Here is a 25,678-nt window from a genome sequence, read left to right as displayed (position 1 = left end):
CCAGGTTCCCGTTCTGACATAATCTGGGGGCCAGATTACATGTTCGCGATAATCGCGTCGCCAAACTCTGAACATTTCAGCAGTTTAGCGCCTTCCATCAGACGTTCAAAGTCATAGGTCACGGTCTTGGCGGCGATAGCGCCTTCCATGCCTTTGACGATCAGGTCTGCGGCTTCGAACCACTGCATGTGGCGCAGCATCATTTCTGCGGACAGGATGATGGAGCCCGGGTTCACTTTGTCCTGGCCAGCATACTTCGGCGCAGTACCGTGAGTCGCTTCGAACAGCGCGCACTCGTCACCGATGTTGGCGCCCGGGGCGATACCGATACCACCAACCTGTGCCGCCAGCGCGTCAGAGATGTAGTCGCCGTTCAGGTTCATACAGGCGATAACGTCGTATTCCGCCGGACGCAGCAGGATCTGCTGCAGGAACGCATCGGCGATCACGTCTTTCACCACGATCTCTTTGCCGGTGTTCGGGTTCTTGATTTTCACCCACGGGCCGCCGTCGATCAGCTCGCCGCCGAACTCTTCGCGAGCCAGCTGGTAGCCCCAGTCTTTGAACGCGCCTTCGGTGAACTTCATGATGTTGCCTTTGTGCACCAGGGTGAGGGAATCACGATCGTTAGTGATCGCGTATTCAATCGCGGCGCGAACCAGGCGTTTGGTGCCTTCTTCAGAGCACGGCTTGATGCCGATGCCGCAATGTTCCGGGAAGCGAATTTTCTTCACGCCCATCTCATCGCGCAGGAATTTGATGACTTTGTCTGCTTCAGCAGAGTCGGCTTTCCACTCGATACCGGCATAGATATCTTCTGAGTTTTCACGGAAGATAACCATATCGGTCAGTTCAGGGTGCTTAACCGGGCTCGGGGTGCCCTGGTAGTAACGTACCGGACGCAGGCAGACGTAGAGGTCCAGCTCCTGGCGCAGCGCCACGTTCAGAGAACGGATGCCGCCGCCGACTGGGGTGGTCAGAGGACCTTTGATAGCAACGCGGTAGTCACGAATCAGATCGAGGGTTTCAGCTGGCAGCCAGACATCCTGGCCATAGACTTGGGTCGATTTTTCACCGGTGTAAACTTCCATCCAGGAAATTTTACGCTCGCCCTTATAGGCTTTCTCAACGGCGGCATCAACCACTTTCAGCATCGCTGGGGTAACGTCAACGCCGATACCGTCGCCTTCAATGAACGGGATAATCGGATTGTGAGGGACGTTCAGTTTGCCGTTTTGCAGGGTGATTTTTTGACCTTCCGCCGGAACTACTACTTTGCTTTCCATTAACCTCTCCTTCGAGCGCTTCTGGTTCTGCTCTTCCCTCTTCACGCGAGCCTGGTGTTGGCTGAGTCGGCCAGCTCCAGCGTACCGGGTTTTCCCGCTAAGCGGAGCTATCGCGTCCGTGTCGCCTTCCTGCCTGTAGTGCGAATCGGTTTGAGCAATTTTTTGTTAATAATTTGTAATGAGCATGTCAATACTACCTGAATGTTTGCGTCCATGAAAGGCATTCGTAATTAGGCTATAATGCGGCAATTGATAGAGCCTGAAAATACCATGCAGAAAACTTCATTTAGAAAACATCGCGTTGAGCGATTCAGCACACAACAAGTCACCAGACAACGTAAAGAACACCAGCCAAAAACTGTGATCTTGTTCAATAAACCCTATGATGTGTTGCCGCAATTTACCGACGAAGCCGGGCGCAGCACGCTGAAAGATTTTATCCCCGTGGCGGGCGTCTACGCCGCCGGTCGTCTTGACCGCGACAGCGAAGGCCTGCTGGTGCTGACCAACGATGGCGCGCTGCAGGCGAAGCTAACCCAGCCGGGTAAACGCACCGGCAAGATTTACTACGTCCAGGTGGAAGGCGAACCCACCGCCGAGGCGCTGGCCGCGCTACGCAACGGCGTCACGCTCAACGATGGCCCCACCCTGCCTGCTGGCGTGGAAGTGGTGGAGGAGCCCGCGTGGCTGTGGCCGCGCAACCCGCCTATTCGCGAGCGCAAATCGATCCCCACCTGCTGGCTGAAAATCACCCTCTACGAGGGACGTAACCGCCAGGTGCGCCGGATGACCGCCCACGTCGGCTTCCCCACCCTGCGTCTGATCCGCTACGCCATGGGCGGCTATACGCTTGACGGGCTGGCCAACGGCGAATGGCGTAAAGCCGAATAACTAAAAAGGAAAAGCGATGTTTAAACCTCATGTCACCGTTGCCTGTGTGGTTCACGCCGAGGATAAATTCCTCATCGTCGAAGAGACCATTAACGGCAAAGCGCTGTGGAACCAGCCGGCGGGCCACCTGGAGGCCAACGAAACGCTGCTGCAGGCCGCCGAACGCGAACTGTGGGAAGAGACCGGCATTCGCGCCACGCCGCAGCACTTCATCCGCATGCACCAGTGGGTCGCTCCCGATAACACGCCGTTTCTGCGCTTCCTGTTCGCCATCGAACTTAGCGATCTGTGCGCCACCGAACCGCATGACAGCGATATCGATCGCTGCCTGTGGCTCAGTGCTGAGGAAATTCTTAACGCGCCGAACCTGCGCTCGCCGCTGGTTGCCGAAAGCATTCGCTGCTACCTGCAGGACCCGCGCCAGCCGCTGTCGCTGATTGGCGCATTTAACTGGCCGTTCACAGGGGGTGAATGAACGGTGAGCGCGTGCTAGAATACGCCGCCTCGAAGTTCAATGTAGCGAGTATTTCCATGTCAGAAAGCCAGAAAAAAGTGATCGTCGGCATGTCCGGCGGCGTCGACTCCTCGGTCTCCGCGTACCTGCTGCTGCAGCAAGGGTATAAGGTGGAAGGCCTGTTCATGAAGAACTGGGAGGAAGACGACGGCGAGGAATACTGCACCGCCGCCGCCGACCTTGCCGATGCGCAAGCGGTCTGCGATAAGCTGGGCATTGAACTGCACACCGTTAACTTTGCCGCCGAATATTGGGACAACGTCTTTGAGCTCTTCCTGGAAGAGTACAAAGCCGGCCGCACGCCGAACCCGGATATTCTGTGCAATAAAGAGATCAAGTTTAAAGCCTTCCTCGAGTTTGCCGCCGAAGACCTCGGCGCCGACTACATCGCCACCGGGCACTATGTGCGCCGCGCCGATGTCGACGGCAAAAGCCAGCTGCTGCGCGGCCTCGACGGTAACAAAGATCAGAGCTACTTCCTCTATACCCTTAGCCACGAGCAGATTGCCCAGAGCCTGTTCCCGGTGGGTGAGCTGGAAAAACCGCAGGTGCGTAAGATCGCCGAAGAGCTGGATCTGATCACCGCGAAGAAAAAAGATTCCACCGGCATCTGCTTTATCGGCGAACGTAAATTCCGCGATTTCCTTGGCCGCTATCTGCCGGCGCAGCCGGGCAAAATTCTCACCGTCGACGGCGAGGAGATCGGTACCCATCAGGGGCTGATGTACCATACGCTGGGCCAGCGTAAAGGGCTGGGCATCGGCGGCACCAAAGAGGGTAGCGAAGATCCGTGGTACGTGGTCGATAAAGACGTTGAGAATAATATTCTTATCGTCGCCCAGGGCCATGACCACCCGCGCCTGATGTCCGTCGGCCTGATTGCCCAACAGCTGCACTGGGTTGACCGTGAACCGCTGCAGGGCACCCTGCGCTGCACGGCGAAAACCCGCTATCGCCAGACCGATATCCCCTGCACCGTCACCGCGCTGGATGAAGACCGTATCGAAGTTCGCTTTGATGAGCCGGTCGCGGCAGTCACCCCGGGCCAGTCCGCAGTGTTCTATTTGGGTGAAGTGTGCCTCGGCGGCGGAATTATTGAACAACGACTGCCTCTGCAGTCCTGAACGCGCGTTATTTCCGTCGGGACGAACCGCCCCGACGGCTGACAAGGAGTATGTGTGGCGAAGAATTACTATGACATCACGCTGGCGCTGGCTGGCGTTTGCCAGGCGGCACGACTGGTTCAGCAACTGGCGCATCAGGGACATTGCGACAGCGATGCCCTGCATGTGTCGCTGAACAGCATCATCGACCTCGATCCCGAGTCGACGCTGGCGGTGTTCGGTGGCAGTGAAGCCAATCTTCGCCTCGGCCTTGAAACGCTGCTCGGGGTGCTCAATACCAGCAGCCGTCAGGGCCTCAATGCTGAACTGACGCGCTATACCCTGAGCCTGATGGTGCTGGAGCGCAAGCTCGCTGCCAGTAAAGGGGCGATGGATACGCTCGGCAACCGCATCGCCGGCCTGCACCGTCAACTGGAACACTTTGACCTGCAGTCCGAAACGCTGCTCAGCGCCATGGCAGGCATCTATGTTGACGTGATAAGCCCGCTGGGGCCGCGTATTCAGGTGACCGGTTCGCCTGCCGTGCTGCAAAGCCCGCAGGTGCAGGCGAAAGTTCGTTCAGCGCTGCTGGCGGGTATTCGCGCCGCGGTGCTCTGGCATCAGGTGGGCGGCGGACGTCTGCAGCTTATGTTTTCCCGTAATCGTCTGGTTAACCAGGCAAAGCAAATTCTTGCTCATTTAACCCCGGAGTTGTGATCTATGGAATTATCCTCACTGACCGCCGTTTCCCCTGTAGACGGCCGCTACGGCGATAAAGTCAGCGCGCTGCGCGGTATCTTCAGCGAATTCGGTTTGCTGAAATTCCGCGTTCAGGTGGAAGTACGTTGGCTGCAAAAACTGGCCGCCCACGCAGCGATCAAGGAAGTTCCTGCTTTTGCTGCCGACGCAAACGGTTTCCTTGACAAAATCGTCGCCGATTTCAGCGTCGAAGACGCGGAGCGCATCAAAACCATCGAGCGCACCACTAACCACGACGTGAAAGCGGTAGAGTATTTTCTGAAAGAGAAAGTCGCTGACGTCGCCGAGCTGCACGCGGTATCAGAGTTTATTCACTTCGCCTGTACGTCTGAAGACATCAATAACCTCTCCCACGCGCTGATGCTGAAAACCGCCCGCGACGAAGTGGTTCTGCCTTACTGGCGCAAGCTGATTGACGCGGTAAAAGATCTGGCAACCCAGTACCGCGATGTGCCGCTGCTCTCCCGTACCCACGGTCAGCCGGCAACGCCGTCCACCATGGGTAAAGAGATGGCGAACGTCGCCTACCGTATGGAGCGCCAGTACCGTCAGCTGAACCAGGTGGAAATTCTCGGTAAAATCAACGGCGCGGTGGGTAACTACAACGCCCACATCGCGGCCTACCCGGAAGTCGACTGGCATCAGTTCAGCGAAGAGTTCGTCACCTCGCTGGGCATTCAGTGGAACCCGTACACCACCCAGATCGAGCCGCATGACTACATCGCTGAGCTGTTTGACTGCATCGCGCGCTTCAACACCATTCTGATCGATTTCGATCGCGATGTGTGGGGCTACATCGCGCTCAACCACTTCAAACAGAAGACCATCGCCGGGGAAATCGGCTCCTCCACCATGCCGCACAAGGTGAACCCGATTGACTTCGAAAACTCCGAAGGCAACCTCGGCCTGGCCAATGCGGTCATGCAGCACCTGGCCAGCAAACTGCCGGTTTCCCGCTGGCAGCGCGACCTGACCGACTCCACCGTCCTGCGTAACCTCGGCGTGGGCATCGGTTATGCGCTGATCGCCTATCAGTCCACCCTCAAAGGGATCAGCAAGCTGGAGCTGAACCAGGATCGCCTGCTGGACGAACTGGATCACAACTGGGAAGTACTGGCTGAGCCGATCCAGACCGTGATGCGCCGTTACGGTATCGAAAAACCGTACGAGAAGCTGAAAGAGCTGACCCGCGGCAAACGCGTTGACGCGGAAGGGATGAAGCAGTTTATTGACAGCCTCGCCCTGCCGGAAGAGGAAAAAGTGCGCCTCAAAGCGATGACCCCGGCCAACTATATTGGTCGGGCAACCACCATGGTTGACGAGCTGAAGTAATCGCCCTGCCCCTCTTTCCGGCGGAAAGAGGGGCGTTTTGTCGTCGGAAAGCCATCAGATCCAGACGTCGTTCACCGCCGTCCGCTCGCCGCCCTCATGGCCGGTATTCAGCACGCCACGCGGCTCAATCAGCATGAGCTTCGCTTCCGTCTCCGCCGAGGTCTTATGTTCCACCCCGCGCGGCACGACGATCATCTCCCCGGCCTTCACCAGCACATGTCCGTCGCGGAAGTCCACGCGTAATACCCCCTCCACCACCATCAGTGTCTCATCGGTTTCCGGGTGGCTGTGCCAGATAAAATCGCCGGCGATGCGCACGATCTTGAACTGATAGTCGTTCATCTCAGCCACCACTTTGGGCTGCCATTGTTCGCTGAACAGGGAAAATTTCTGAGCAAGATTAACGAGTTGATACATGGGCTGTCTCCTTGTGATAAAGGCAGTCAGCATAGTTCGCCTCGCCGCGGTCACGCTTGAACGATTGTGCAACCTGCACCGCGCTAGCCGCGGATCGCCCGCAGCCAGCGGCCCGGAGAGAGACCAAAGCGGCTGATAAACTGGCGCGTCATGTGGCTCTGATCGGCAAACCCCGCGTCGGCGGCAATATCCACCAGACGTTCCCCGGCGCGCATCCGCTGGCGGCAAAAATCAAGCCGGCGCATCATGACGTAACGCCACGGGCTGGTGCCGTACAGCGTTCTGAAATCCCGGCTCAGGCTCCAGCGGTCCCGGCCGCTGACCTGCGATAAGGTGTCGAGGGTCATATCCTGCATAAAACAGGCATGGATATACTCCCGGGCCCTCTCCGCCGCCTGATAGTCAAATGCCTGGCGACGGGAACGCTGCCCGCCGACCACAGCCAGGGTCTGCGCCAGGTCGTACAGAGCATCCTCTTCCTCCAGCGGCTCGAAGGTGTCCGTGACCGCTTTTAACAACGGCTGTGCGGCGCAACGCAGGCGCGGATCCGCCGACAGGCCGCCGGGGATAAACGGCAATGGCCTGCCGCCGAGTATCTTCTGGATCAGCGCCGGTTCGATATAGACCATGCGGTAGTGAAACCCCGCCTCGGTCCCCGCCTCGCCGTCGTGTATTTCGTCCGGGTGAAGCACCATCGTCCCGCCGGGCAGGCTGTGCTGGAGTCCGCCGCGATAGTGAAAGCTCTGCACGCCGGCGATCGTCTGGCCGATAGCATAGGTATCATGCCGGTGGGGCTCATAGCCGTGGCCGCCGAAGAAGGCTTCGATGCGTTCCGTCTGACTGGGCGACTGCGCCAGCCTGACCCAGTCCGCACTTTTCTGCTGAGACATAATGGATAACCTGCGGCGTCATTGAGGGGTGATCCCAGCACTATTACACAAAAAATTAACATCACCAACCCGCGCACTGCCCGCGCTCTGCCGCTGGGCGTTTGCTGAAATTACGCATAGAATGAAGGTGTTCCATGCATTATGCGCAAAGGGCATCGCCGAAGGCTGGCCTGCCTGGCGGTGTTATGCGCCGTTGGTATAAAAAGCTTTATTTAACAGCTGTTTATATTTTGCGTATATAATGAGCGTCAGATTACTATCAACACAGGAAGGGAGAACAGTCATGCGCGTACTCGTGGTTGAGGATAACGCCTTGCTGCGTCACCACCTCAAAGTTCAGCTGCAGGAGCTGGGCCATCAGGTCGATGCGGCGGAAGATGCCAGGGAAGCGGACTACTATCTGGGCGAACATCTCCCGGATATCGCCATCGTCGACCTCGGCCTGCCGGATGAAGACGGACTATCGCTGATCCGCCGCTGGCGCAGCCACGATGTGTCGCTGCCGGTGCTGGTGCTGACCGCCCGCGAAGGATGGCAGGATAAAGTGGAAGTGCTGAGCGCCGGGGCGGATGATTACGTCACCAAGCCATTCCATATTGAAGAGGTTGCCGCCCGCATGCAGGCGCTGCTGCGCCGCAACAGCGGCCTGGCCTCGCAGGTGATCTCCCTGCCGCCGTTCCAGGTCGACCTCTCCCGGCGCGAGCTGTCGGTGAATGACCAGCCGATCAAGCTGACGGCCTTTGAATACACCATAATGGAAACCTTGATCCGTAACCGCGGCAAAGTGGTCAGCAAAGATTCCCTGATGCTCCAGCTTTACCCGGATGCCGAACTGCGCGAAAGCCATACCATTGACGTACTGATGGGCCGGCTGCGCAAGAAAATTCAGGCTGAATACCCGCAGGACGTCATCACCACGGTGCGCGGCCAGGGCTATCTGTTCGAACTGCGCTGATGAAGGGACTGTTGCGGCATATCTTCCCCCTGTCATTACGGGTTCGCTTCCTGCTGGCGACCGCCGGGGTCGTACTGGTGCTCTCCCTGGCCTATGGCATGGTGGCGCTGGTGGGCTACAGTGTCAGCTTCGATAAAACCACCTTCCGCCTGCTGCGCGGCGAGAGCAATCTCTTTTATATGCTGGCGAAATGGGAGAACAGCGCTATTGACGTCGATATCCCGGAAAACCTGAATATGGAAAGCCCGACGGTGACCCTTATCTACGATGAGAGGGGTAAACTGCTGTGGGCGCAGCGCGATGTCCCCTGGCTGGCGAAACGCATTCAACCGGAATGGCTGAAGCGCAATGGTTTCCATGAGATCGAAGCCGATGTCGACAGCAGCAGCATGCTGCTGCGCAACAACCACGAGATTCAGGAACAGCTGGACGCCATCCGCGAGCAGGGCGACGATTCGGAGATGACCCACTCGGTGGCGATCAACCTCTATCCGGCCACCAGCAAAATGCCCCAGCTCAGCATTGTGGTGGTCGATACCATTCCGGTGGAGCTCAAGCGCAGCTATATGGTGTGGAGCTGGTTTATCTACGTGCTGGCCGCCAACCTGCTGCTGGTGATCCCCCTGCTGTGGGTCGCCGCATGGTGGAGCCTGCGGCCTATCGAGTCGCTGGCGAAAGAGGTACGTGAGCTGGAGGAGCACCACCGCGAAAAGCTCAATCCCAACACCACCCGCGAGCTGACCCGGCTGGTCAGCAACCTTAACCGGCTGGTTCGCAGCGAGCGTGAACGCTATGACAAATACCGCACCACCCTCACCGATCTCACCCACAGCCTGAAAACGCCGCTGGCGGTGATGCAGAGCACCCTGCGCTCGCTGCGCGGCGAGAAGATCAGCGTCGACGAGGCGGAGCCGGTGATGCTGGAGCAGATAAGCCGCATCTCGCAGCAGATTGGTTACTATCTGCATCGCGCCAGCATGCGCAGCGGCGGCACCCTGTTGAGCCGGGAGCTGCATCCGATCGCCCCGCTGCTTGATAGCCTGACCTCCGCTCTCAACAAGGTCTATCAGCGCAAAGGGGTCAATATCTCGCTCGACATCTCGCCGGAGATCACTTTTGTCGGCGAGCAGAACGATTTTATGGAAGTGATGGGTAACGTTCTCGATAACGCCTGTAAGTACTGTCTGGAGTTCGTGGAGGTTTCCGTGCGCCAAACCACCGACAGCCATCTGCATATTCTGGTGGAAGACGATGGCCCGGGGATCCCGCAGAGCCAGCGCCGCGCCGTCTTCGACCGCGGCCAGCGGGCAGATACGCTGCGCCCCGGCCAGGGTGTGGGGCTCTCCGTCGCCCGCGAAATCGTCGAGCAATATGACGGGGAGATTATCGCCAGCGAAAGCCTGCTCGGCGGCGCCTGCATGGAGGTGGTGTTTGGCCGCCAGCTGATGGAAGATAAACAGGGTTAATCATTGAGTTTTTTAACGGCGCCTGCATCGCCGGGGCGCCGCATCCGTTATAATCCCTGTCAGACACCTGCAGTGGAATATCAATATGGATTATCAATTAACGCTTAACTGGCCCGACTTTATCGAACGCTACTGGCAAAAACGGCCGGTGGTACTGAAGCGCGGCTTCGCCAATTTTATCGACCCCCTAAGCCCGGACGAACTGGCTGGACTGGCCATGGAGAGCGAGGTCGATAGCCGCCTTGTCAGCCATCAGGATGGAAAATGGCAGGTCAGTCACGGTCCCTTCGAAAGCTACGATCACCTGAGTGAAAACAACTGGTCCCTGCTGGTGCAGGCGGTTAACCACTGGCATGAACCCTCAGCGGCGCTGATGCATCCGTTCCGCGCTCTGCCGGACTGGCGTATCGACGATCTGATGATCTCCTTCTCGGTACCCGGGGGCGGCGTCGGTCCGCATCTGGATCAGTATGATGTGTTTATCATTCAGGGCACCGGCCGTCGGCGCTGGCGCGTCGGGGAAAAGGTGCCGATGAAACAGCACTGCCCGCATCCGGACCTGCTGCAGGTTGACCCCTTCGAGGCGATCATCGATGAAGAGATGGAGCCGGGGGATATTCTCTATATTCCACCAGGATTCCCGCATGAGGGGTACTCGCTGGAAAATTCGCTCAACTATTCGGTCGGCTATCGCGCGCCGAATGCCCGCGAGCTGTTCAGCGGCTTTGCCGACTACGTTCTCCAGCGCGAACTGGGCAGCCAGCGCTACGCCGATCCGGACGTGCCGTCCCGCGACCATCCGGCGGATATTTTACCCGTCGAACTCGACCGCCTGCGCGAGATGATGCTGGGGCTGATTAATCAACCAGAGCACTTTAAACAGTGGTTTGGCGAGTTTATCACCCAGTCGCGTCATGAGCTCGACGTCGCACCGCCGGAGCCGCCGTATCAGCCAGATGAAATTTACGATGCTCTGCAGCAGGGCGACACGCTGGAACGCCTGGGCGGCCTGCGGGTGCTGCGCATTGACGGCGAGGTGTTCGTCAATGGCGAGAAGATCAACTCCCCGCACCGCCCGGCGCTGGACGCCTTAGCCACCCATCTGACGCTGCGCGCCGACCATTTTGGCGATGCGCTGGAAGATCCGTCATTCCTCGCCATGCTGGCAGCGCTGGTCAACAGCGGCTACTGGTTCTTTGGCGACTGAGCCATCATCCTGCCCGGCGGCGCTGCGCTTGCCGGGCCTACAAACAGCACGATTTCCGTAGCTCCTGTATCGGTTTGCAACGGTTTCGACCCGGGAAAAACGTTTGTTCTGTGTTATTTCCGAGCAGATTGCGCTCCCAATATGTCTTCCGTGTTATGTCTCTTCTGGCGCAGGGAGCGCACAGGGGGCGGCCAGTCGCCGCCGCCCCCTGTACCCCCGGGCTCCGGCCAGCAAAATCGCCACTTCGTGGTGCCTTCGACTTATCCCTGCAGGCTTCGGGTCGGGCCGAGGCAGCGTCCGTGCAAAACACGGCCCTCAGCCCGCATCCATGCGGGCTGCCCCGGCCTTCCGGGAACGTCTCAGCGATTTTGAGGCCGTCAGCACCGGCAGTTTCAGTCGCGCAAGTGGGTAAATTAGCATCAGATCGCACGAGTCGTAGGCCGGATAAGGCGTTAGCCGCCATCCGGCATCTTGTGCGACAAGCAGAATGAGCGGCCTGGTTGCGAAGGCTATTTCCCTTTTCGTGTTGCCGTCAGCTCGGCGATACGCACGATCACCTGCACCGCCTTCTCCATCCCTTCCAGGGTGACAAACTCATGTTTGCCGTGATAGTTGTAGCCGCCGGTAAACAGGTTCGGGCACGGCAGTCCCATAAACGAGAGCTGCGCGCCGTCGGTGCCGCCGCGGATCGGCTTCATCTGCGGTTCAATATCGCAGTCCACCATCGCCTGGCGGGCAATATCGACCACGTGCGGATGGGCGATCACCTGCTCATGCATGTTGTAATAACTATCCTCGATCACCAGCTCGATATAGCAGTCCGGGTGCAGCCCCTTGCCGACCTTTTTGGCGATCTCCATCATCTTGCGTTTACGCGCCTCAAAGTGCTTGCGGTCAAAATCGCGGATGATGTAGTGCATCTCGGCCCGATCCACGCTGCCTTTGATGCTGGTGAGGTGATAAAAGCCTTCATAACCTTCGGTGGTCTCCGGCGCCTCGTCGGCCGGCACTTCGGCATGAATGCGCGCGGCCAGCGACAGCGCGTTGACCATCACCCCTTTTGCGGTGCCGGGATGCACGTTATTGCCGACAATCTTAATGGTCACCGAGGCGGCGTTGAAGTTTTCAAACTCCAGTTCCCCCACGCCACCGCCGTCGACGGTATAGGCCCAGCGGGCATCAAAGGCCTCGACATCGAAATGCTTCGCCCCTTTTCCGACCTCTTCATCGGGGGTGAAGGCCACGCGGATATCGCCATGAGGGATGTTTTTCGCCTGCAGGGTCGCCAGCGCGGTCATGATCTCGGCGATGCCGGCCTTGTCGTCCGCCCCCAGCAGCGTTTTCCCGTCGGTGGTGATCAGCGTCTGCCCCAAAAGCTGATGCAGAACCGGGAACATCACCGGGGAGAGCACCTCATCGCCGATGCCCAGCGCGATATCGCCGCCGCGATAGTTTTCGACAATCTGCGGATTAACGTTTTTACCGCTGAAATCCGGGGAAGTATCGACGTGAGAGATAAAGCCGATGGCCGGGATATCGCCCTCCACGTTGGCGGGCAGGGTTCCCATTACCGTCCCTTTTTCACTCAGCGTTACCTTGATCAGTCCCATTTCTTCCAGCTGCGCCTGCAACAGGCGTAACAGCTTCCACTGCCCTTCCGTGCTGGGGACCTGACGAACGCCAGGCTTCGACTGCGTGTCCAAAGAAACGTACTGCAAAAAACGCTCAAGCAATTTATCCATGTAGCCACCCTCTTCTTTTGTGACAACATTATTCATAAGCCAGAAAAGACAAATATTGCGTCAGGTCATTCTTAGCCCGTAAAGCGAAATTTAATAACGGAACCGACGTTATGGTGTAAAGGTAGACTATGCAGGCGTATCAAGGATTGGCGATTACCCTCGTTTGCCGTAGAATGCTGGCCCTTATTAAAAACGTGCAACCCCAAAGGTGGTTAATCACAAACCCCGCAGCGGTCGGAAGTTTCCGTTGCGTCTACATGGGACAGAGTCAAAAATTGAATATACAACCGCGTTCGCGTTCGCCGCTGGTGCAACTGGCGGGAATTCGCAAGAGCTTTGATGGTAAAACGGTCATCGATAACCTTAACCTGACCATCAACAATGGTGAGTTTCTCACCCTGCTTGGCCCCTCTGGCTGCGGTAAAACCACCGTTCTGCGCCTTATCGCCGGCCTGGAAAACGTCGACAGCGGACGGATCCATCTCGAAGATCACGATATCACCCATGTCCCGGCGGAAAACCGCCACGTCAATACCGTCTTTCAAAGCTACGCCCTGTTTCCGCATATGACGGTATTCGAGAACGTCGCCTTTGGCCTGCGGATGCAGAAAACCCCGGCGGCGGAAATCACCCCGCGGGTTCTGGATGCCTTAAAGATGGTACAGCTGGAAGACTTTGCCCAGCGCAAACCGCACCAGCTCTCCGGCGGCCAGCAGCAGCGCGTGGCCATCGCCCGCGCGGTGGTTAACAAACCGCGCCTGCTGCTGCTCGATGAATCCCTTTCGGCGCTGGATTACAAGTTGCGCAAGCAGATGCAGAACGAACTGAAAGCGCTGCAGCGTAAGCTCGGGATCACCTTCGTCTTCGTGACCCACGATCAGGAAGAGGCCCTGACCATGTCCGATCGCATCGTGGTCATGCGCGATGGCAAAATCGAACAGGACGGCACCCCGCGAGAGATCTACGAAGAGCCGAAAAACCTGTTCGTCGCCAGCTTTATCGGCGAGATCAATATCTTCGACGCCACCGTGATCGAGCGCCTCGACGAGCAGCGCGTGCGTGCCAGTGTCGAAGGACGGGAGTGCAACATCACCGTCAATTTTGCCGTGGAGGCCGGCCAGCGTCTGCACGTCCTGCTGCGCCCGGAAGATCTGCGCGTCGATGAGATCCACCACAACAGCGACGCCGACGGCCTGATCGGCTATGTGCGAGAGCGTAACTATAAGGGGATGACCCTTGAGTCGGTGGTCGAGCTGGAAAACGGCAAAATGGTGATGGTCAGCGAGTTCTTTAACGAAGACGACCCGGATTTCGACCACTCTCTTGACCAGAAAATGTCTATCAATTGGGTGGAGAGCTGGGAGGTGGTGCTGGCCGATGAAGAACTCCAGTAAATTCCAGAATGTGGTGATCGCCACCATCGTCGGTTGGCTGGTGCTGTTTGTCTTCCTGCCCAACCTGATGATCATCGCCACCAGCTTTCTGACCCGCGACGACGCCAACTTCGTCAAGCTGGTCTTCACGCTGGACAACTACTCGCGGCTGCTGGATCCGCTCTACTACGACGTGCTGCTGCATTCGCTGAACATGGCGCTGCTGGCGACCCTCGCCTGCCTGGCGCTGGGCTACCCGTTTGCGTGGTTCCTCGCCCGGCTGCCGCAGAAGGTGCGCCCCCTGCTGCTGTTTCTGCTGATCGTCCCCTTCTGGACCAACTCGTTGATCCGTATTTACGGGCTGAAGATTTTCCTCAGTACCAAAGGCTATCTGAACGAGTTCCTGCTGTGGTTAGGGGTGATCGACACGCCGATACGCATTATGTTCACCCCCTCGGCGGTGATTATCGGCCTGGTGTATATCCTGCTGCCGTTTATGGTGATGCCGCTCTACTCCAGCATTGAGAAACTGGATCGCCCGCTGCTGGAAGCGGCGAAAGATCTCGGTGCCAGCAAGCTGCAGACCTTTATCCGCATTATCATCCCGCTGACCATGCCGGGGATCATCGCCGGCTGTCTGCTGGTGATGTTGCCGGCGATGGGGCTGTTCTACGTTTCCGACCTGATGGGCGGCGCCAAGAACCTGCTGATCGGCAACGTGATCAAGAGTCAGTTCCTGAATATTCGCGACTGGCCGTTCGGCGCGGCAACCAGCATTACCTTAACCCTGGTGATGGGCCTGATGCTGTTGATTTACTGGCGCGCGGCGCGCCTGCTGAATAAAAAGGTGGAGCTGGAATGATCGGTCGACTGCTGCGCGGCGGCTTTATGACCGCCATCTACGCGTATCTCTACATCCCTATTATTATTCTGATCGTTAACTCGTTTAACCGGTCGCGCTTTGGTATCAACTGGCAGGGGTTCACCACCGACTGGTATAGCCTGCTGATGAACAACGATAGCCTGCTGCAGGCCGCCCAGCATTCCCTGACCATGGCGGTGCTGTCGGCAACCTTCGCCACCCTTATCGGCTCGCTGACCGCCGTGGCGCTGTACCGTTACCGCTTTCGCGGCAAACCGTTTGTCAGCGGCATGCTGTTTGTGGTGATGATGTCGCCAGATATTGTGATGGCCATCTCTCTGCTGGTGCTGTTTATGCTGATCGGTATTCAGCTTGGTTTCTGGTCGCTGCTGTTTTCGCATATCACCTTCTGCCTGCCGTTTGTGGTGGTCACCGTGTTCTCCCGGCTGAAGGGCTTTGATGTGCGGATGCTGGAGGCGGCGAAAGATCTGGGCGCCAGCGAGATGACCATCCTGCGCAAAATCATCCTGCCGCTGGCCCTGCCGGCGGTCGCCGCCGGATGGCTGCTGAGCTTCACGTTGTCGATGGATGACGTGGTGGTCTCTTCGTTCGTGACCGGTCCGGGATATGAAATTCTGCCGCTGAAGATCTATTCGATGGTCAAGGTTGGCGTTTCGCCTGAGGTGAACGCCCTGGCCACGATTCTGTTGGTTCTGTCGCTGGTGATGGTCATCGCCAGTCAGTTAATTGCACGTGATAAAACTCAGGGGACGTTAAAATGAAAAAATGGTCACGCCACCTGCTCGCAGCCGGCGCTCTGGCAATCGGCATGAGCGCCGCGCACGCGGACGATAGCAAAACGCTCTATTTTTATAACTGGACCGAATACGTACCGCCGGGCCTGCTGGAGCAGTTCACCAAAGAGACCGGCATCAAGGTCATCTATTCGACCTACGAGTCGAACGAAACCATGTATGCCAAGCTCAAGACCTATAAAGACGGCGCGTACGACCTGGTCGTCCCGTCGACCTACTTCGTCGACAAGATGCGTAAAGAAGGGATGCTGCAGAAGATCGATAAGAGTAAGCTGACTAACTTCAGCAACCTCGATCCGCAGATGCTGAACAAACCGTTCGATCCGAATAACGACTACTCCATTCCCTATATCTGGGGGGCGACGGCTATCGGCGTCAACAGCGATGCGATTGATCCGAAAACCATCACCAGCTGGGCCGACCTGTGGAAGCCGGAATACAAAAGCAGCCTGCTGCTGACCGACGACGCGCGCGAAGTGTTCCAGATGGCGCTGCGTAAGCTGGGCTATTCCGGCAACACCACCGACCCGAAAGAGATTGAAGCCGCCTATAACGAGCTGAAAAAGTTAATGCCTAACGTCGCGGCGTTTAACTCCGATAACCCGGCGAACCCGTATATGGAAGGCGAAGTGAACCTCGGGATGGTATGGAACGGCTCGGCTTACGTCGCACGCCAGGCCGGTACCCCGCTGGAGGTGATCTGGCCGAAAGAAGGCGGCATCTTCTGGATGGACAGCCTGTCGATCCCGGCGAATGCCAAAAACGTCGACGGCGCGCTGAAGCTGATTAACTTCCTGCTGCGCCCGGATGTCGCCAAACAGGTCGCGGAAACCATCGGCTACCCCACGCCAAACCTGGCGGCGCGCAAAATGCTCAGCCCGGCAGTGGCCAACGATAAATCGCTCTATCCGGACGCTGCGACCATTGAGAAAGGCGAATGGCAGAATGACGTCGGCAGCGCCAGCGCCATTTATGAAGAGTATTACCAGAAGCTGAAAGCGGGCCGCTAATCCCGCAGGGCGGAACCGCGGTTCCGCCTTTTTTTTGCTCTCACCTTAGCCCCTCAGCGCGCGCCAGAGGATCGCCGGCAGCTTGCGCCAGCGCGGCCGATGATAAAAATCCACCAGCTTCTGCGCCACCGCTTCCTGCCCCCGGTGGGTAATAAACCAGGGCGGCAGGGGCATCAGCGTCAGTTCGCCATGCCACAGACTGCGCGGAAACGGCCGAAACGGCGCCTCAATCACCGTGCGCTCGGTTTTCTCCAGCATAAAGCTGTTATGCACCTTGCCCCGCCCGCTCTGAATATCGTCGAGCGTGTGGCCGGGAAACGCGCCCCACGGGCAAGGGGCCAACAGGAAGGCCACCCCGCTCCAGCAGTTGATCGCCACCGTGCCGTAGCGCAGCTCAGCGATTAACGCGTTAAAACGCTTACGTCCAATCGCTTTGCGGGTGCGCGGATGGATCACAATATTGGCCCCCAGCGTGCCCTGCAGCCGCTGATTCGCATAGCCGATCGCCTGGCGCAGAAAACTTTCCGCACTGTCGGCCTCAAGACGAGTGACCGACAGCCCCGGGCCAAAGACCTCCTGCTGACAGAGCGCCGGGTCATCGTCGGTGTTCGCCACAATCAACGGCAGCGCGTCGCCGCGCGCTATCTCCAGCGGCTGGCGGGCGCGCAGGCGAAAGTCGGTCAGCCGTTTTTCAGCGCCGGGGTAGTAGTCCGGGCGGGTATTCGCGGCGATCAGTCGGTACAGCTGATTCAGCAAGCCCGTCGCTGGCTCCCAGCCCTGCTGCAGGATCAGCACCTGGCTGGCCACGCAGTTAAACCCGCCGTTGTTCATCTTCTGCGTCGCCAGCTGCTGCGCCTGAAACGCAATATCCGCCTCGCTCCACGGCCCGGGTACGATAATGGTAGGGCTGACGCCGCCCAGCTCCGAAGTCACCCGACGCGGGTTCAGCGGCGTCCCGGCGGCCCGACGCTGGCGAGCCGCTTCACCGTCGCCCCAGACGATGACGTCATGGGTCTCGCGAGAGCCGGTGATATGGATCTCATCGACAGCGGGATGGCTGGTCAGCCATGCTCCCGCCTGGGCGTCGCCGGTGACGATGCGGAGCGCATCCATGGCAATCAGCGGTGCCAGGGCCTGGGCCAGCAGATCGTGCAGATAATCATTCACCGGGTTGAGCTTCAGCAGGCAGACCTGATTTTCAATAAACAGCTTGTGTAGCACATCCAGTGGCGCAATCGAGGCCACATTGCCGGCGCCAAGCACCAGCGCCAGCTTGCCCTGCCGCGCGGTCGGCGGGATGTCGTATGCCCGCGCCGCATAGCGGTCGAGATGGGCCCGGGTGACGCCTGGCTGCATCCATATCTCAGCGCGAACTCCAGACAGCAACAGTCGATCCCAGAGCGTGCCGGGCACCACCCGCAGCGCCAGGCGGCCGTCCGCCAGCGTCCGCAGCGGGATCCGCCGCAGAAAGGTCTTCTCTTCCAGCTGCTCCAGGGTGGCGATGAGCCCGTTGCAGCCGACCATTAGCGCGCAGGGGCCCGCCAGCCACTCCTCCCCCGCCAGCGGATCGCCCGCCGGCAGCCCTTTGGCCGCCGCCGCCGCGGCCACCCACGCCGGGGCAATACCAGCCAGGGCATCCTTGATCTGGCGTAGCAGCGCCAGACGACGGTTCACTGAGGTTTCCGCCCAACGCTGGCGCGCCGCCGACAAGGCGTACAGGGCAGCATCATACTGAGAGCAGGTCGTCAGACCGGGTCGCGCATGGCTCATTTTCCCTCACTCATTAAAATCTCTCCGTAGGCCTGGCGCAGTTGATTTTTGAGCACCTTACCCGTGGCGCTGACCGGTAGCGCGTCGACAAATATCACCCGGTCCGGGATCTGCCACTTTGGCACCCGCGTCTCAAACCAGGTCAGCAGATCGGTCTCTTCCACTTCGCCCCCTTCCGCGCGAACGCACAGCAGCACCGGCCGCTCGTCCCAGCGCGGATGACGGGCGGCGATGGCCGCCGCGCTGCGCACCGCCGGATGCGCGATGGCGATATTCTCCAGCTCAACGGTGGAGATCCACTCGCCACCGGACTTGATAATATCCTTTGCCCGATCGCAGATCACCAGATAACCATTGGCGTCGAGCGTACCGATATCGCCGGTATCAAACCAGCCTCCCGCGGTCAGGGCGCTCGCGTCCTGACCATAGTACTGCTCCACCACCCAGTGCCCTCTGACCTGCAGATACCCCTGACTTTGACCATCCCGGGGCAACGGTTCGCCATCCACGTCCACTACCTGCAGTTCGATGCCGAATATGGGCCGCCCCTGACCGGCGCGCTGCTTTTGCTGCTCCTGTGCCGGGAGCGCGTCATGTTTGCTCAACGGCGTGTTGATGGTGCCGATAGGCGATGTTTCGGTCATTCCCCAGGCGTGGGTCAGTTCAATGCCGTAATCACGCTGAAAGGCCTCGGCCATCGACGGCGGCAGCGCGGAGCCGCCAACCAGTGCACGTTTAAATTCAGGCAGCCGGACCTCTGTCCGGCGCATCGCCGCCAGCAAGCCGGCCCAGATCACCGGCACGCCAAACCCCACCGTTACCTTCTCGGTGGCCAGCAGCTGCAGCAGGCTGTCGCCATCGAGGTGCGGCCCCGGCAGCACCAGCCGCGCGCCGACCATAGCGGCGATAAACGGCGTCCCCCACGCGTTGACATGGAACATCGGCACCACCGGCAACAGGCTGTCCTTCGCCGATATGCCGGCGGCGTCCGGCTGGTTGCCGCTCAGGGCGTGCAGGACCAGCGAACGATGGGTATTCAACACCCCTTTCGGCCGGCCGGTAGTTCCCGAGGTGTAGCAGAGCGAAGCTGGGTTCAGTTCATTGAGCTGCGGCCAGCGATAGTCTACTGTCCCCTGCTGCAACAGATCGTCAAAAAACAGCAATGAGGGCAACTGGCTGAGCGCCGCTTCGCTGCGGGGTTCCATCAGCACGATGTGTTTCACCGTCGGCAGCTGCGGCAGCAGCTGCGCCACCAGTGGCAGAAAGGTCTGGTCAAAAAACAGCACTTCGTCGGCAGCGTCGTTGAGGATATACCGCAGATGGTCAACCGACAGCCGCGGGTTGACAGTGTGTGTCACCCAGCCGCCGGAGGCGACGGCAAAATAGATCTCCAGGTGGCGGCGATTGTTCCATGCCAGGGTAGCGCAGCGGGCGCCTGGCGGCAGCCCCAGCGACGCCAGCGCCGACGCCAGCCGCTGAGCGCGGCTGGCCACCTCCCCCCAGCTGCTGCGCTCCTGCTCACCGCCAGTACTCACCGAGACAATCTCGGTCTCGCTGTGATATTGCGCCGCATGGCCGAGCAGCGCGGCAGTGGTGAGATCCTGATAAATCATCGGTGACGGCATTACGGGGTCTCCTTTACAGACTTCCGGCAGGGAACAGGGTCGCGGCGCGATCGTGCGGGCGCCTATTGAATCTGGTCTACATTTGCCGGTCTGCACAAAAAAACGTACAGAAATCAGCGGTCACGCACAAAATAGAGTAAGAAATGATTCAGGAGGAAAAAGACGAAATCATAACAGGCAGGTCATTGCTCAGGGCGGCTATCGCCCGGCAGCGGGCCGGGCGATAGCGTGTGTGGCGCAGCGGAAAACGATCAGCGTCGTCCACCGTCGCGCTGGCCTTTGCCCTTCCCTTTTTCGGCTCGCCGCTGCACAAAATCTTCAATGATGCCGGAGATCCCGTTGAGAGGTTTCCACAGCACTACCAGCAGCAGCAACGGGCCGTATATTCGCACACCGCCCGTCGCGACCTGACCGGTGAACAGCAGGGCTAAGCCATCCAGCAGCAGGGACAATGCGCTGCCAGTGCCGACGAACAGACACAGCAGGAAGAGGATCGGCCGGCTATCGGCGTGTAGCGGTAAAGCGCGCTGGCTCCAGACGCCAACGATAATGGCCGCGATCAACATGATCGCTTCGATAACCAGCGGATTATGCATGGTCTGACTCCTGTCATGACGTTTCATCCTTGTCAGCAGCGCTGCCGGAAGCAGTGGCCAGGGCCCTGGCTACCGGCAGGCGGCTTCAGCTTATAGCGGGTTTTCCTGCAGCAGCTTATCGATAAAGGCAGGCACCACTTCGCTTGCCAGCCCGTAGTGCTTCTCGGCAAACTCGCTGCCCACCTGGCTGGGTTCCAGGTTCAGTTCAACGGTATGGGCGCCGTGCAGCCGCGCCTCGTGCACAAAGCCAGCCGCCGGATAGACATGGCCGGAGGTACCGATGGCGATAAAAATATCCGCGTCGGCCAGCGCGCTGTAGATCTCGTCCATCCCCAGCGGCATCTCGCCAAACCAGACCACGTGCGGACGCAGCGCCGCCGGAAACTGACAGCAGTGGCATTTGTCCTCGGCGGTGACGTCGCCGGTCCACTCCAGCACCTGGCCGCTCCACGAACAGCGCACCTTTAGCAGCTCGCCGTGCATATGGATCACCCGGCGGTTGCCGGCGCGCTCGTGCAGATTATCAATATTCTGGGTGACCAGCAGGAAATGGTCGCCCAGTAGATCTTCCAGACGCGCCAGCGCCAGATGCGCCGCGTTCGGCGCGATCTCCGGGCTCTGCAGCTGGCGACGACGGGCGTTGTAGAACGCCTGCACCAGCGCCGGATCGCGGGCGAAGCCTTCCGGCGTCGCCACATCTTCCACCCGATGCTCTTCCCACAGGCCATCCGCCGCGCGGAAGGTTTTGATCCCCGACTCTGCCGAGATGCCCGCGCCGGTTAACACCACCACTCTCGGTTTTGCCATCGCTTCAGGTTTCATCCTGTCCTCCCTAAAGAAAATCCGCTGACGCAGACGGTCACGCAACCGACGTTTATTGCGACGAAAACGGCTCAATCGATGTAAACGGCGCGACTGCATAGCTACCTCTGTGATTAATGGGTCAGGTGAAGGAAGGCCGCACCGCGCATTCCCCCGGCATCGCCGTGGCGTGCGCGCTCAATGCGCGGAACCCTGGCGACCGGCAGAAGATGGCGCGGCAATCGTTGCGCCAGCCCTTCGCTAATGGCCGTAAAGTTAGATAATCCACCGCCGAGCACCAGTAAATCCGGGTCGACAATGGTCAGTATATTCCCCAGACACACCGCCAGCAGATCGAGATAGCGCTCAACGTGCGCCTGGGCGCGCGGATCGTGCTGCTGCCACTGCGCCACTATCTCCGGCGAGGAGAGCGGTTGCTGGTAAAAATGTTCGTACAGCCAGGCGAAACCACGGCCGGAGAGATAATTTTCAATGCAGCCCAGCTGGCCGCAGCCGCAGCGCAGCAGCGGAAAATCGCGCCCGACCACCTCCAGGGCATCCACCGGCAGGCGAATATGGCCGAACTCGCCGGTGATATAGCTATGTCCGGTAATCGATTTACCGTTCAACACCAGGCCGCCGCCCACGCCGGTGCCGAGGATCAGCCCCATCACCAGCGGGTATTGCGTAAACTCATCGTCCCACGCTTCAGACAGCGCGAAACAGTTGGCGTCATTATCGAGGCGCACATCGCGCCCCAGCCGCGCGCTGAGGTCGGTGCGCAGCGGCCGGCCGCTGGCGGCTGGCACGTTAGCGGCATACAGCGTGCCGTCTGCCGTTTCCGGCATCCCCGGAATACCGATCCCGACCGACCCCTGCTGGTCGAAGCGCTCATCGGCCTCGCGGACCAGCGCCTCCACCGCCTGGAGAAAATCCTCATAACTGCTTTTCGGCGTGGCGACGCGTTTTTCCCACTGCAGTCGCCGCTCCTGATTAAATACGCCCAGCGCTATCTTGCTGCCGCCAATGTCAAATCCATAATACATTTCAGCAATTCCTCTTGTGTCGTCAGCAAAGCCGACGATGACGATAAATTACTGGCCACTCAGCACCCTCGCCGGGTCGATGCGGCTGGCGCGGCGGGCGGGATACCAGCTGGCCAGCAAACTCAGCAACAGTGCTGTCACCAGCACATAAAAGACGTCCAGCCAGTGCAGTTCTGACGGCAGGAAGTCAATAAAATAGATGTCGCCGGAGAGGAATTTATGCCCAATCAGGTATTCGATACCGTTGATGATTGACGTCAGGTTCAACGCGCAGATCACGCCGATCACTACCCCAAACAGGCTGCCTACCGATCCGGCTAATAAACCATACCACACGAAAATCGCGCGAATTAAGCCGTCTTTTGCGCCAAGCGTGCGCAGCACCGCAATATCGCCGCTTTTGTCTTTGACCGCCATCACCAGCGTCGAGACGATGTTAAAGCAGGCCACGCCGATCACCAGCACCATCGCCAGATACATAATGGCGCGGATCATCTGGATATCGCGATACATATAGCCATAGGTGCCGATCCAGCTCTTGATGTAGACGTAGCTGTTGGTCACCTCGCCGGCGTCGCGCACCAGTTTGTTCGCGTGGAAAACGTCGGTGACCTTGATGGCGATGCCGGTCACGCTGCCGCCCATCTCCAGGTACTGCTGCGCATCCTGCATCGGGATCATGGCAAAACTATGATCGAGCTGGCCGCTCAGCTGTAAAATTCCGGTCACATGCAGCCTGACGCGTTTTGGCTGCAGCAGTTGATGGTCGGCGTCGGCGTTAGGGATCATGATCGACACCCAGTCCCCCTGCTTCACGTGCAGCGCATCGGCGACCCCTTTTCCCAGAATCACCTGCTGTTCGCCGGCCTTGAATCCGGCCCACGCGTTATTCTGCACAAAGGTGGGCAGCGCGCTGAGCCGGGTTTCCTGCTGCGGGTCGACCCCTTTCACCTGGATGGCGCGCATATTGCTGCCGCTCTCCACCAGGCCGGTGAAGTTAATATAGGGCGCTGCCGCGACAATCCCCTTCACCTTCTGCACCTTCGCCAGCGCCTCCTGCCAGTTATTCCACGGCTGGTTCACGGGTTCGATTTCGCCGTGCGGCACCACCGCCAGCACGCGGTTGTTCAGCTCGCGTTCAAAACCGTTCATCGCGCTGAGGCCGACGATCAGCACCGCCACCCCCAGCGCAATGCCGATGGTGGAGATCACCGAGATCAGCGACACCATGCCGCCGCGCCGCCGTCCACGGCTGAAACGTAATGCAATCAGTAACGATAACGGAGACGCCATTACTCGGCCCCCATCAGGGTCAGGTCGGCGGTCAGACGGCCATCACGCATCTCCAGCTGGCGGCTCATGCGTTTCGCCAGCTGAAGGTCGTGGGTCACCACCAGAAACGCGGTGCGCTGCGCGACGTTCAGTTCGCCCAGCAGCTGGAAGATGCTGTCGGCGTTGCGAGCATCAAGGTTACCGGTCGGTTCATCCGCCAGCACCAGCCGCGGTTTATTCACCAGCGCGCGGGCAATCGCCACCCGCTGGCGTTCACCGCCGGAGAGCTCCGACGGACGGTGATGGCTGCGGTGTTCAAGCCCGACTGCCTGCAGCATCGCTTTCGCCTGGCGTTCAATATCCGCTGGCTTCTTTTTGCCAATCAGCAGCGGCATCGCCACGTTTTCCAGCGCGCTAAAGTCCGGCAGCAAATGGTGGAACTGATAGATAAAGCCCAGCTCGCGGTTACGCAGGTCGGCGCGCGCGGCGGTGGAGAGTTTACTCATCGGCTGGCCGGAGAAAATCACGTCGCCAGAGGTGGGCGTATCCAGGCCGCCGAGCAGATGCAGCAACGTACTTTTGCCAGAGCCGGAGGTGCCGACAATGGCCATCATCTCGCCTTCACCAATGCTGAAGCTGACATTGTGCAGGACATCGGTTTGCACATTGCCTTCCTGATAGCGTTTGCACAGGTTGTCGCATTGCAGCAGGATCTTATTCATAACGTAAAGCCTCAGCGGGTTGGGTGGCGGCAGCGCGCCAGGAAGGGTACAACGTAGACAACAAGGCCAGCACCATCGCCACCAGGGCGATAACAATAACCTGCAGCGGCTCAATCGCCACCGGCAGCGCCGCGCCGTCAAGGAAGGCGCCGATGATCGGCATTAAATTATTCAACTGGCTGGCGAGCAGCGCGCCAAGCACGGCTCCCAACAGCGCGCCGACGATCCCGGCGCTGGCGCCCTGCACCATAAAGACGGCCATGATCTGCCGCGGCGTCAGCCCTTGAGTTTGCAGGATAGCCACTTCGCCCTGCTTCTCCATCACCATCATCCCCAGCGAGGTAATAATGTTGAAGGCCGCGACGGCGACGATCAGGCTCAGCAGCAGGCCCATCATGTTTTTCTCCATGCGCACCGCCTGGAACAGTTCGCCCTTGCGCTCGCGCCAGTCCTGCCACTGGGTACCCGGCGGCAGCGTCTGCTGACTCAGGGTATCCACTTGCAGCGGTTTATCCAGCCACAGGCGCCAGCCGGTGATATTCCCCAGCGGATAACGCATTAAACGAGAGGCGTCGTCGATGTTGGTCAGCATCTGATAACCATCGACTTCGCTGTTGGCGGCGAAGGTGCCGATAACCGTGAACAGACGCTGGCTCGGCACGCGGCCCATTGGCGTAAACTGACTGGCGGAAGGAACCATCACACGAATTTGATCGCCACGATTAACCCCCAGTTGGCCCGCCAGCTGTTCGCCGAGAATAACGTTATATTTGCCCGCCTGCAGATCGCTCTGTTTGACGTTCACCAGGTACGGAGTCAGGGGATCGTTCTGCGCCGGATCAATGCCCAGCATGACCCCGACCGCCACGCTGCGCGCGCTCTGCAGGACGACGTCACCGGTGGTGATCGGCGCCACGCGGGTCACCCCCTGGAGTTTCGCCTCGCGCTCCGGCAGTTGCTGAGGGTTCACCGAGCCCTGTTTGGCGCTAAGAATGGCCTGCGGCATCAGCCCCAGGATATTGTTTTGCAGCTCGCGTTCAAAGCCGTTCATCACCGACAGGACCGTCACCAGCGCCATTACGCCAAGCGTAATGCCGATGGTTGAGAGCCAGGAGACGAATCGACCGAAGCGGTCGGCTGCGCGCCCGCGCATATAGCGCAGGCCGATAAAGAGTGCGGCAGGTTGGTACATGTCATCCATCTGGTTGCTGATAGCCGATGCCC

Annotated in this window: 24 protein-coding genes; 12 read left to right on the top strand and 12 right to left on the bottom strand. The window is 59.3% G+C overall.

Annotation, left to right across the window (positions count from 1 at the left end; translation table 11 throughout):
- Positions 1-35 precede the first annotated feature (35 nt).
- The gene (icd, locus tag SPE70_RS09320) at positions 36-1,286 is read right to left on the bottom strand and encodes an NADP-dependent isocitrate dehydrogenase (protein WP_008806032.1); all 1,251 of its coding nucleotides are present in this window, start codon (positions 1,284-1,286) and stop codon (positions 36-38) included.
- A 240-nt stretch (positions 1,287-1,526) separates the two neighbouring features.
- On the opposite strand from icd, the gene rluE reads away from it, so the two are divergent.
- Genes rluE through purB form a run of 5 tightly spaced genes read left to right on the top strand, consistent with a single transcriptional unit; the run spans position 1,527 to position 5,885 of the window.
- Positions 1,527-2,177 carry a 23S rRNA pseudouridine(2457) synthase RluE gene (rluE, locus tag SPE70_RS09315; RefSeq protein WP_136047435.1) on the top strand — a complete coding sequence of 217 codons (651 nt, stop codon included), beginning with the start codon at positions 1,527-1,529 and terminating at the stop codon, positions 2,175-2,177.
- Positions 2,178-2,193: 16 nt separating this feature from the next.
- Positions 2,194-2,652, top strand: coding sequence for an NUDIX hydrolase (locus SPE70_RS09310; protein WP_008806030.1), 459 nt, complete (start codon positions 2,194-2,196; stop codon positions 2,650-2,652).
- A 56-nt stretch (positions 2,653-2,708) separates the two neighbouring features.
- Positions 2,709-3,815, top strand: coding sequence for a tRNA 2-thiouridine(34) synthase MnmA (gene mnmA, locus SPE70_RS09305; RefSeq protein ID WP_136047436.1), 1,107 nt, complete (start codon positions 2,709-2,711; stop codon positions 3,813-3,815).
- A gap of 54 nt (positions 3,816-3,869) precedes the next feature.
- Positions 3,870-4,511, top strand: coding sequence for a high frequency lysogenization protein HflD (hflD, locus tag SPE70_RS09300; protein WP_004140557.1), 642 nt, complete (start codon positions 3,870-3,872; stop codon positions 4,509-4,511).
- Positions 4,512-4,514: 3 nt separating this feature from the next.
- Entirely contained in the window at positions 4,515-5,885 is a 1,371-nt protein-coding gene (gene purB, locus SPE70_RS09295; protein WP_004176557.1) for an adenylosuccinate lyase, read from the top strand.
- A gap of 54 nt (positions 5,886-5,939) precedes the next feature.
- Here the strand turns inward: purB and SPE70_RS09290 are convergent, their stop codons facing one another.
- On the bottom strand, positions 5,940-6,302 hold the full coding sequence (locus tag SPE70_RS09290; protein ID WP_012542212.1) for a cupin domain-containing protein: 363 nt from the start codon (positions 6,300-6,302) through the stop codon (positions 5,940-5,942).
- An 83-nt stretch (positions 6,303-6,385) separates the two neighbouring features.
- On the bottom strand, positions 6,386-7,192 hold the full coding sequence (locus SPE70_RS09285; RefSeq protein WP_008806026.1) for an AraC family transcriptional regulator: 807 nt from the start codon (positions 7,190-7,192) through the stop codon (positions 6,386-6,388).
- Positions 7,193-7,475: 283 nt separating this feature from the next.
- Between SPE70_RS09285 and phoP the strand changes: the two genes are divergently transcribed.
- From phoP to SPE70_RS09270, 3 genes are all read left to right on the top strand, one after another.
- Positions 7,476-8,147 carry a two-component system response regulator PhoP gene (gene phoP, locus SPE70_RS09280; protein WP_004150807.1) on the top strand — a complete coding sequence of 224 codons (672 nt, stop codon included), beginning with the start codon at positions 7,476-7,478 and terminating at the stop codon, positions 8,145-8,147.
- Complete coding sequence (gene phoQ, locus SPE70_RS09275) at positions 8,147-9,613, top strand: two-component system sensor histidine kinase PhoQ (protein ID WP_064170201.1); 1,467 nt, start codon at positions 8,147-8,149, stop codon at positions 9,611-9,613. The genes phoP and phoQ overlap by 1 nt, the downstream gene beginning before the upstream one ends.
- An 85-nt stretch (positions 9,614-9,698) precedes the next feature.
- The gene (locus SPE70_RS09270) at positions 9,699-10,820 is read left to right on the top strand and encodes a ribosomal protein uL16 3-hydroxylase (protein WP_012542214.1); all 1,122 of its coding nucleotides are present in this window, start codon (positions 9,699-9,701) and stop codon (positions 10,818-10,820) included.
- 509 nt (positions 10,821-11,329) lie between these two features.
- Here the strand turns inward: SPE70_RS09270 and pepT are convergent.
- Complete coding sequence (pepT, locus tag SPE70_RS09265) at positions 11,330-12,562, bottom strand: peptidase T (protein WP_016160629.1); 1,233 nt, start codon at positions 12,560-12,562, stop codon at positions 11,330-11,332.
- Between the two features lie 257 nt (positions 12,563-12,819).
- On the opposite strand from pepT, the gene potA reads away from it, so the two are divergent.
- From potA to potD, 4 genes are read left to right on the top strand one after another with little or no spacing between them, the layout of a single operon-like run.
- Positions 12,820-13,956 carry a spermidine/putrescine ABC transporter ATP-binding protein PotA gene (gene potA, locus SPE70_RS09260; RefSeq protein WP_008806021.1) on the top strand — a complete coding sequence of 379 codons (1,137 nt, stop codon included), beginning with the start codon at positions 12,820-12,822 and terminating at the stop codon, positions 13,954-13,956.
- Positions 13,940-14,797 carry a spermidine/putrescine ABC transporter permease PotB gene (gene potB, locus SPE70_RS09255; RefSeq protein WP_008806020.1) on the top strand — a complete coding sequence of 286 codons (858 nt, stop codon included), beginning with the start codon at positions 13,940-13,942 and terminating at the stop codon, positions 14,795-14,797. The genes potA and potB overlap by 17 nt, the downstream gene beginning before the upstream one ends.
- Positions 14,794-15,579 (top strand): spermidine/putrescine ABC transporter permease PotC, encoded by a 786-nt coding sequence (potC, locus tag SPE70_RS09250; RefSeq protein ID WP_012968557.1) that lies wholly within the window; start codon positions 14,794-14,796, stop codon positions 15,577-15,579. Before potB ends, potC begins: the two co-directional genes overlap by 4 nt.
- Positions 15,576-16,622: a spermidine/putrescine ABC transporter substrate-binding protein PotD gene (gene potD / locus SPE70_RS09245; RefSeq protein ID WP_008806018.1), complete on the top strand. Its 1,047-nt coding sequence runs from the start codon at positions 15,576-15,578 to the stop codon at positions 16,620-16,622. Before potC ends, potD begins: the two co-directional genes overlap by 4 nt.
- Positions 16,623-16,667: 45 nt before the next feature.
- Here potD and SPE70_RS09240 read toward each other — a convergent pair whose 3' ends face one another.
- The 8 genes from SPE70_RS09240 to lolC all read right to left on the bottom strand — a co-directional run bounded on the left by SPE70_RS09240 (position 16,668) and on the right by lolC (position 25,646).
- A complete protein-coding gene (locus tag SPE70_RS09240; protein WP_064170203.1) occupies positions 16,668-18,392 on the bottom strand; it encodes an aldehyde dehydrogenase family protein in 1,725 nt (574 codons plus the stop codon).
- Positions 18,389-20,017, bottom strand: a complete 1,629-nt coding sequence (locus SPE70_RS09235; RefSeq protein ID WP_064170204.1) for a long-chain fatty acid--CoA ligase — start codon at positions 20,015-20,017, stop codon at positions 18,389-18,391. The genes SPE70_RS09240 and SPE70_RS09235 overlap by 4 nt, the downstream gene beginning before the upstream one ends.
- Before the next feature lie 251 nt (positions 20,018-20,268).
- Positions 20,269-20,613 carry a hypothetical protein gene (locus SPE70_RS09230; RefSeq protein WP_064170205.1) on the bottom strand — a complete coding sequence of 115 codons (345 nt, stop codon included), beginning with the start codon at positions 20,611-20,613 and terminating at the stop codon, positions 20,269-20,271.
- Between the two features lie 90 nt (positions 20,614-20,703).
- Positions 20,704-21,534: a Sir2 family NAD+-dependent deacetylase gene (gene cobB / locus SPE70_RS09225; protein WP_008806007.1), complete on the bottom strand. Its 831-nt coding sequence runs from the start codon at positions 21,532-21,534 to the stop codon at positions 20,704-20,706.
- Positions 21,535-21,548: 14 nt separating this feature from the next.
- Positions 21,549-22,460 (bottom strand): N-acetylglucosamine kinase, encoded by a 912-nt coding sequence (nagK, locus tag SPE70_RS09220; protein ID WP_008806006.1) that lies wholly within the window; start codon positions 22,458-22,460, stop codon positions 21,549-21,551.
- 48 nt (positions 22,461-22,508) lie between these two features.
- Positions 22,509-23,753, bottom strand: a complete 1,245-nt coding sequence (gene lolE, locus SPE70_RS09215; protein WP_008806005.1) for a lipoprotein-releasing ABC transporter permease subunit LolE — start codon at positions 23,751-23,753, stop codon at positions 22,509-22,511.
- Positions 23,753-24,454 (bottom strand): lipoprotein-releasing ABC transporter ATP-binding protein LolD, encoded by a 702-nt coding sequence (gene lolD / locus SPE70_RS09210; RefSeq protein ID WP_002900798.1) that lies wholly within the window; start codon positions 24,452-24,454, stop codon positions 23,753-23,755. The genes lolE and lolD overlap by 1 nt, the downstream gene beginning before the upstream one ends.
- Complete coding sequence (lolC, locus tag SPE70_RS09205) at positions 24,447-25,646, bottom strand: lipoprotein-releasing ABC transporter permease subunit LolC (RefSeq protein WP_012542228.1); 1,200 nt, start codon at positions 25,644-25,646, stop codon at positions 24,447-24,449. The genes lolD and lolC overlap by 8 nt, the downstream gene beginning before the upstream one ends.
- Positions 25,647-25,678 lie beyond the last annotated feature (32 nt).

The sequence above is a fragment of the Klebsiella sp. ZJOU C1 genome, from assembly GCF_035620215.1.
Lineage (GTDB): Bacteria > Pseudomonadota > Gammaproteobacteria > Enterobacterales > Enterobacteriaceae > Klebsiella > Klebsiella variicola.
This window is presented reverse-complemented; position numbering and strand designations above follow the sequence as displayed.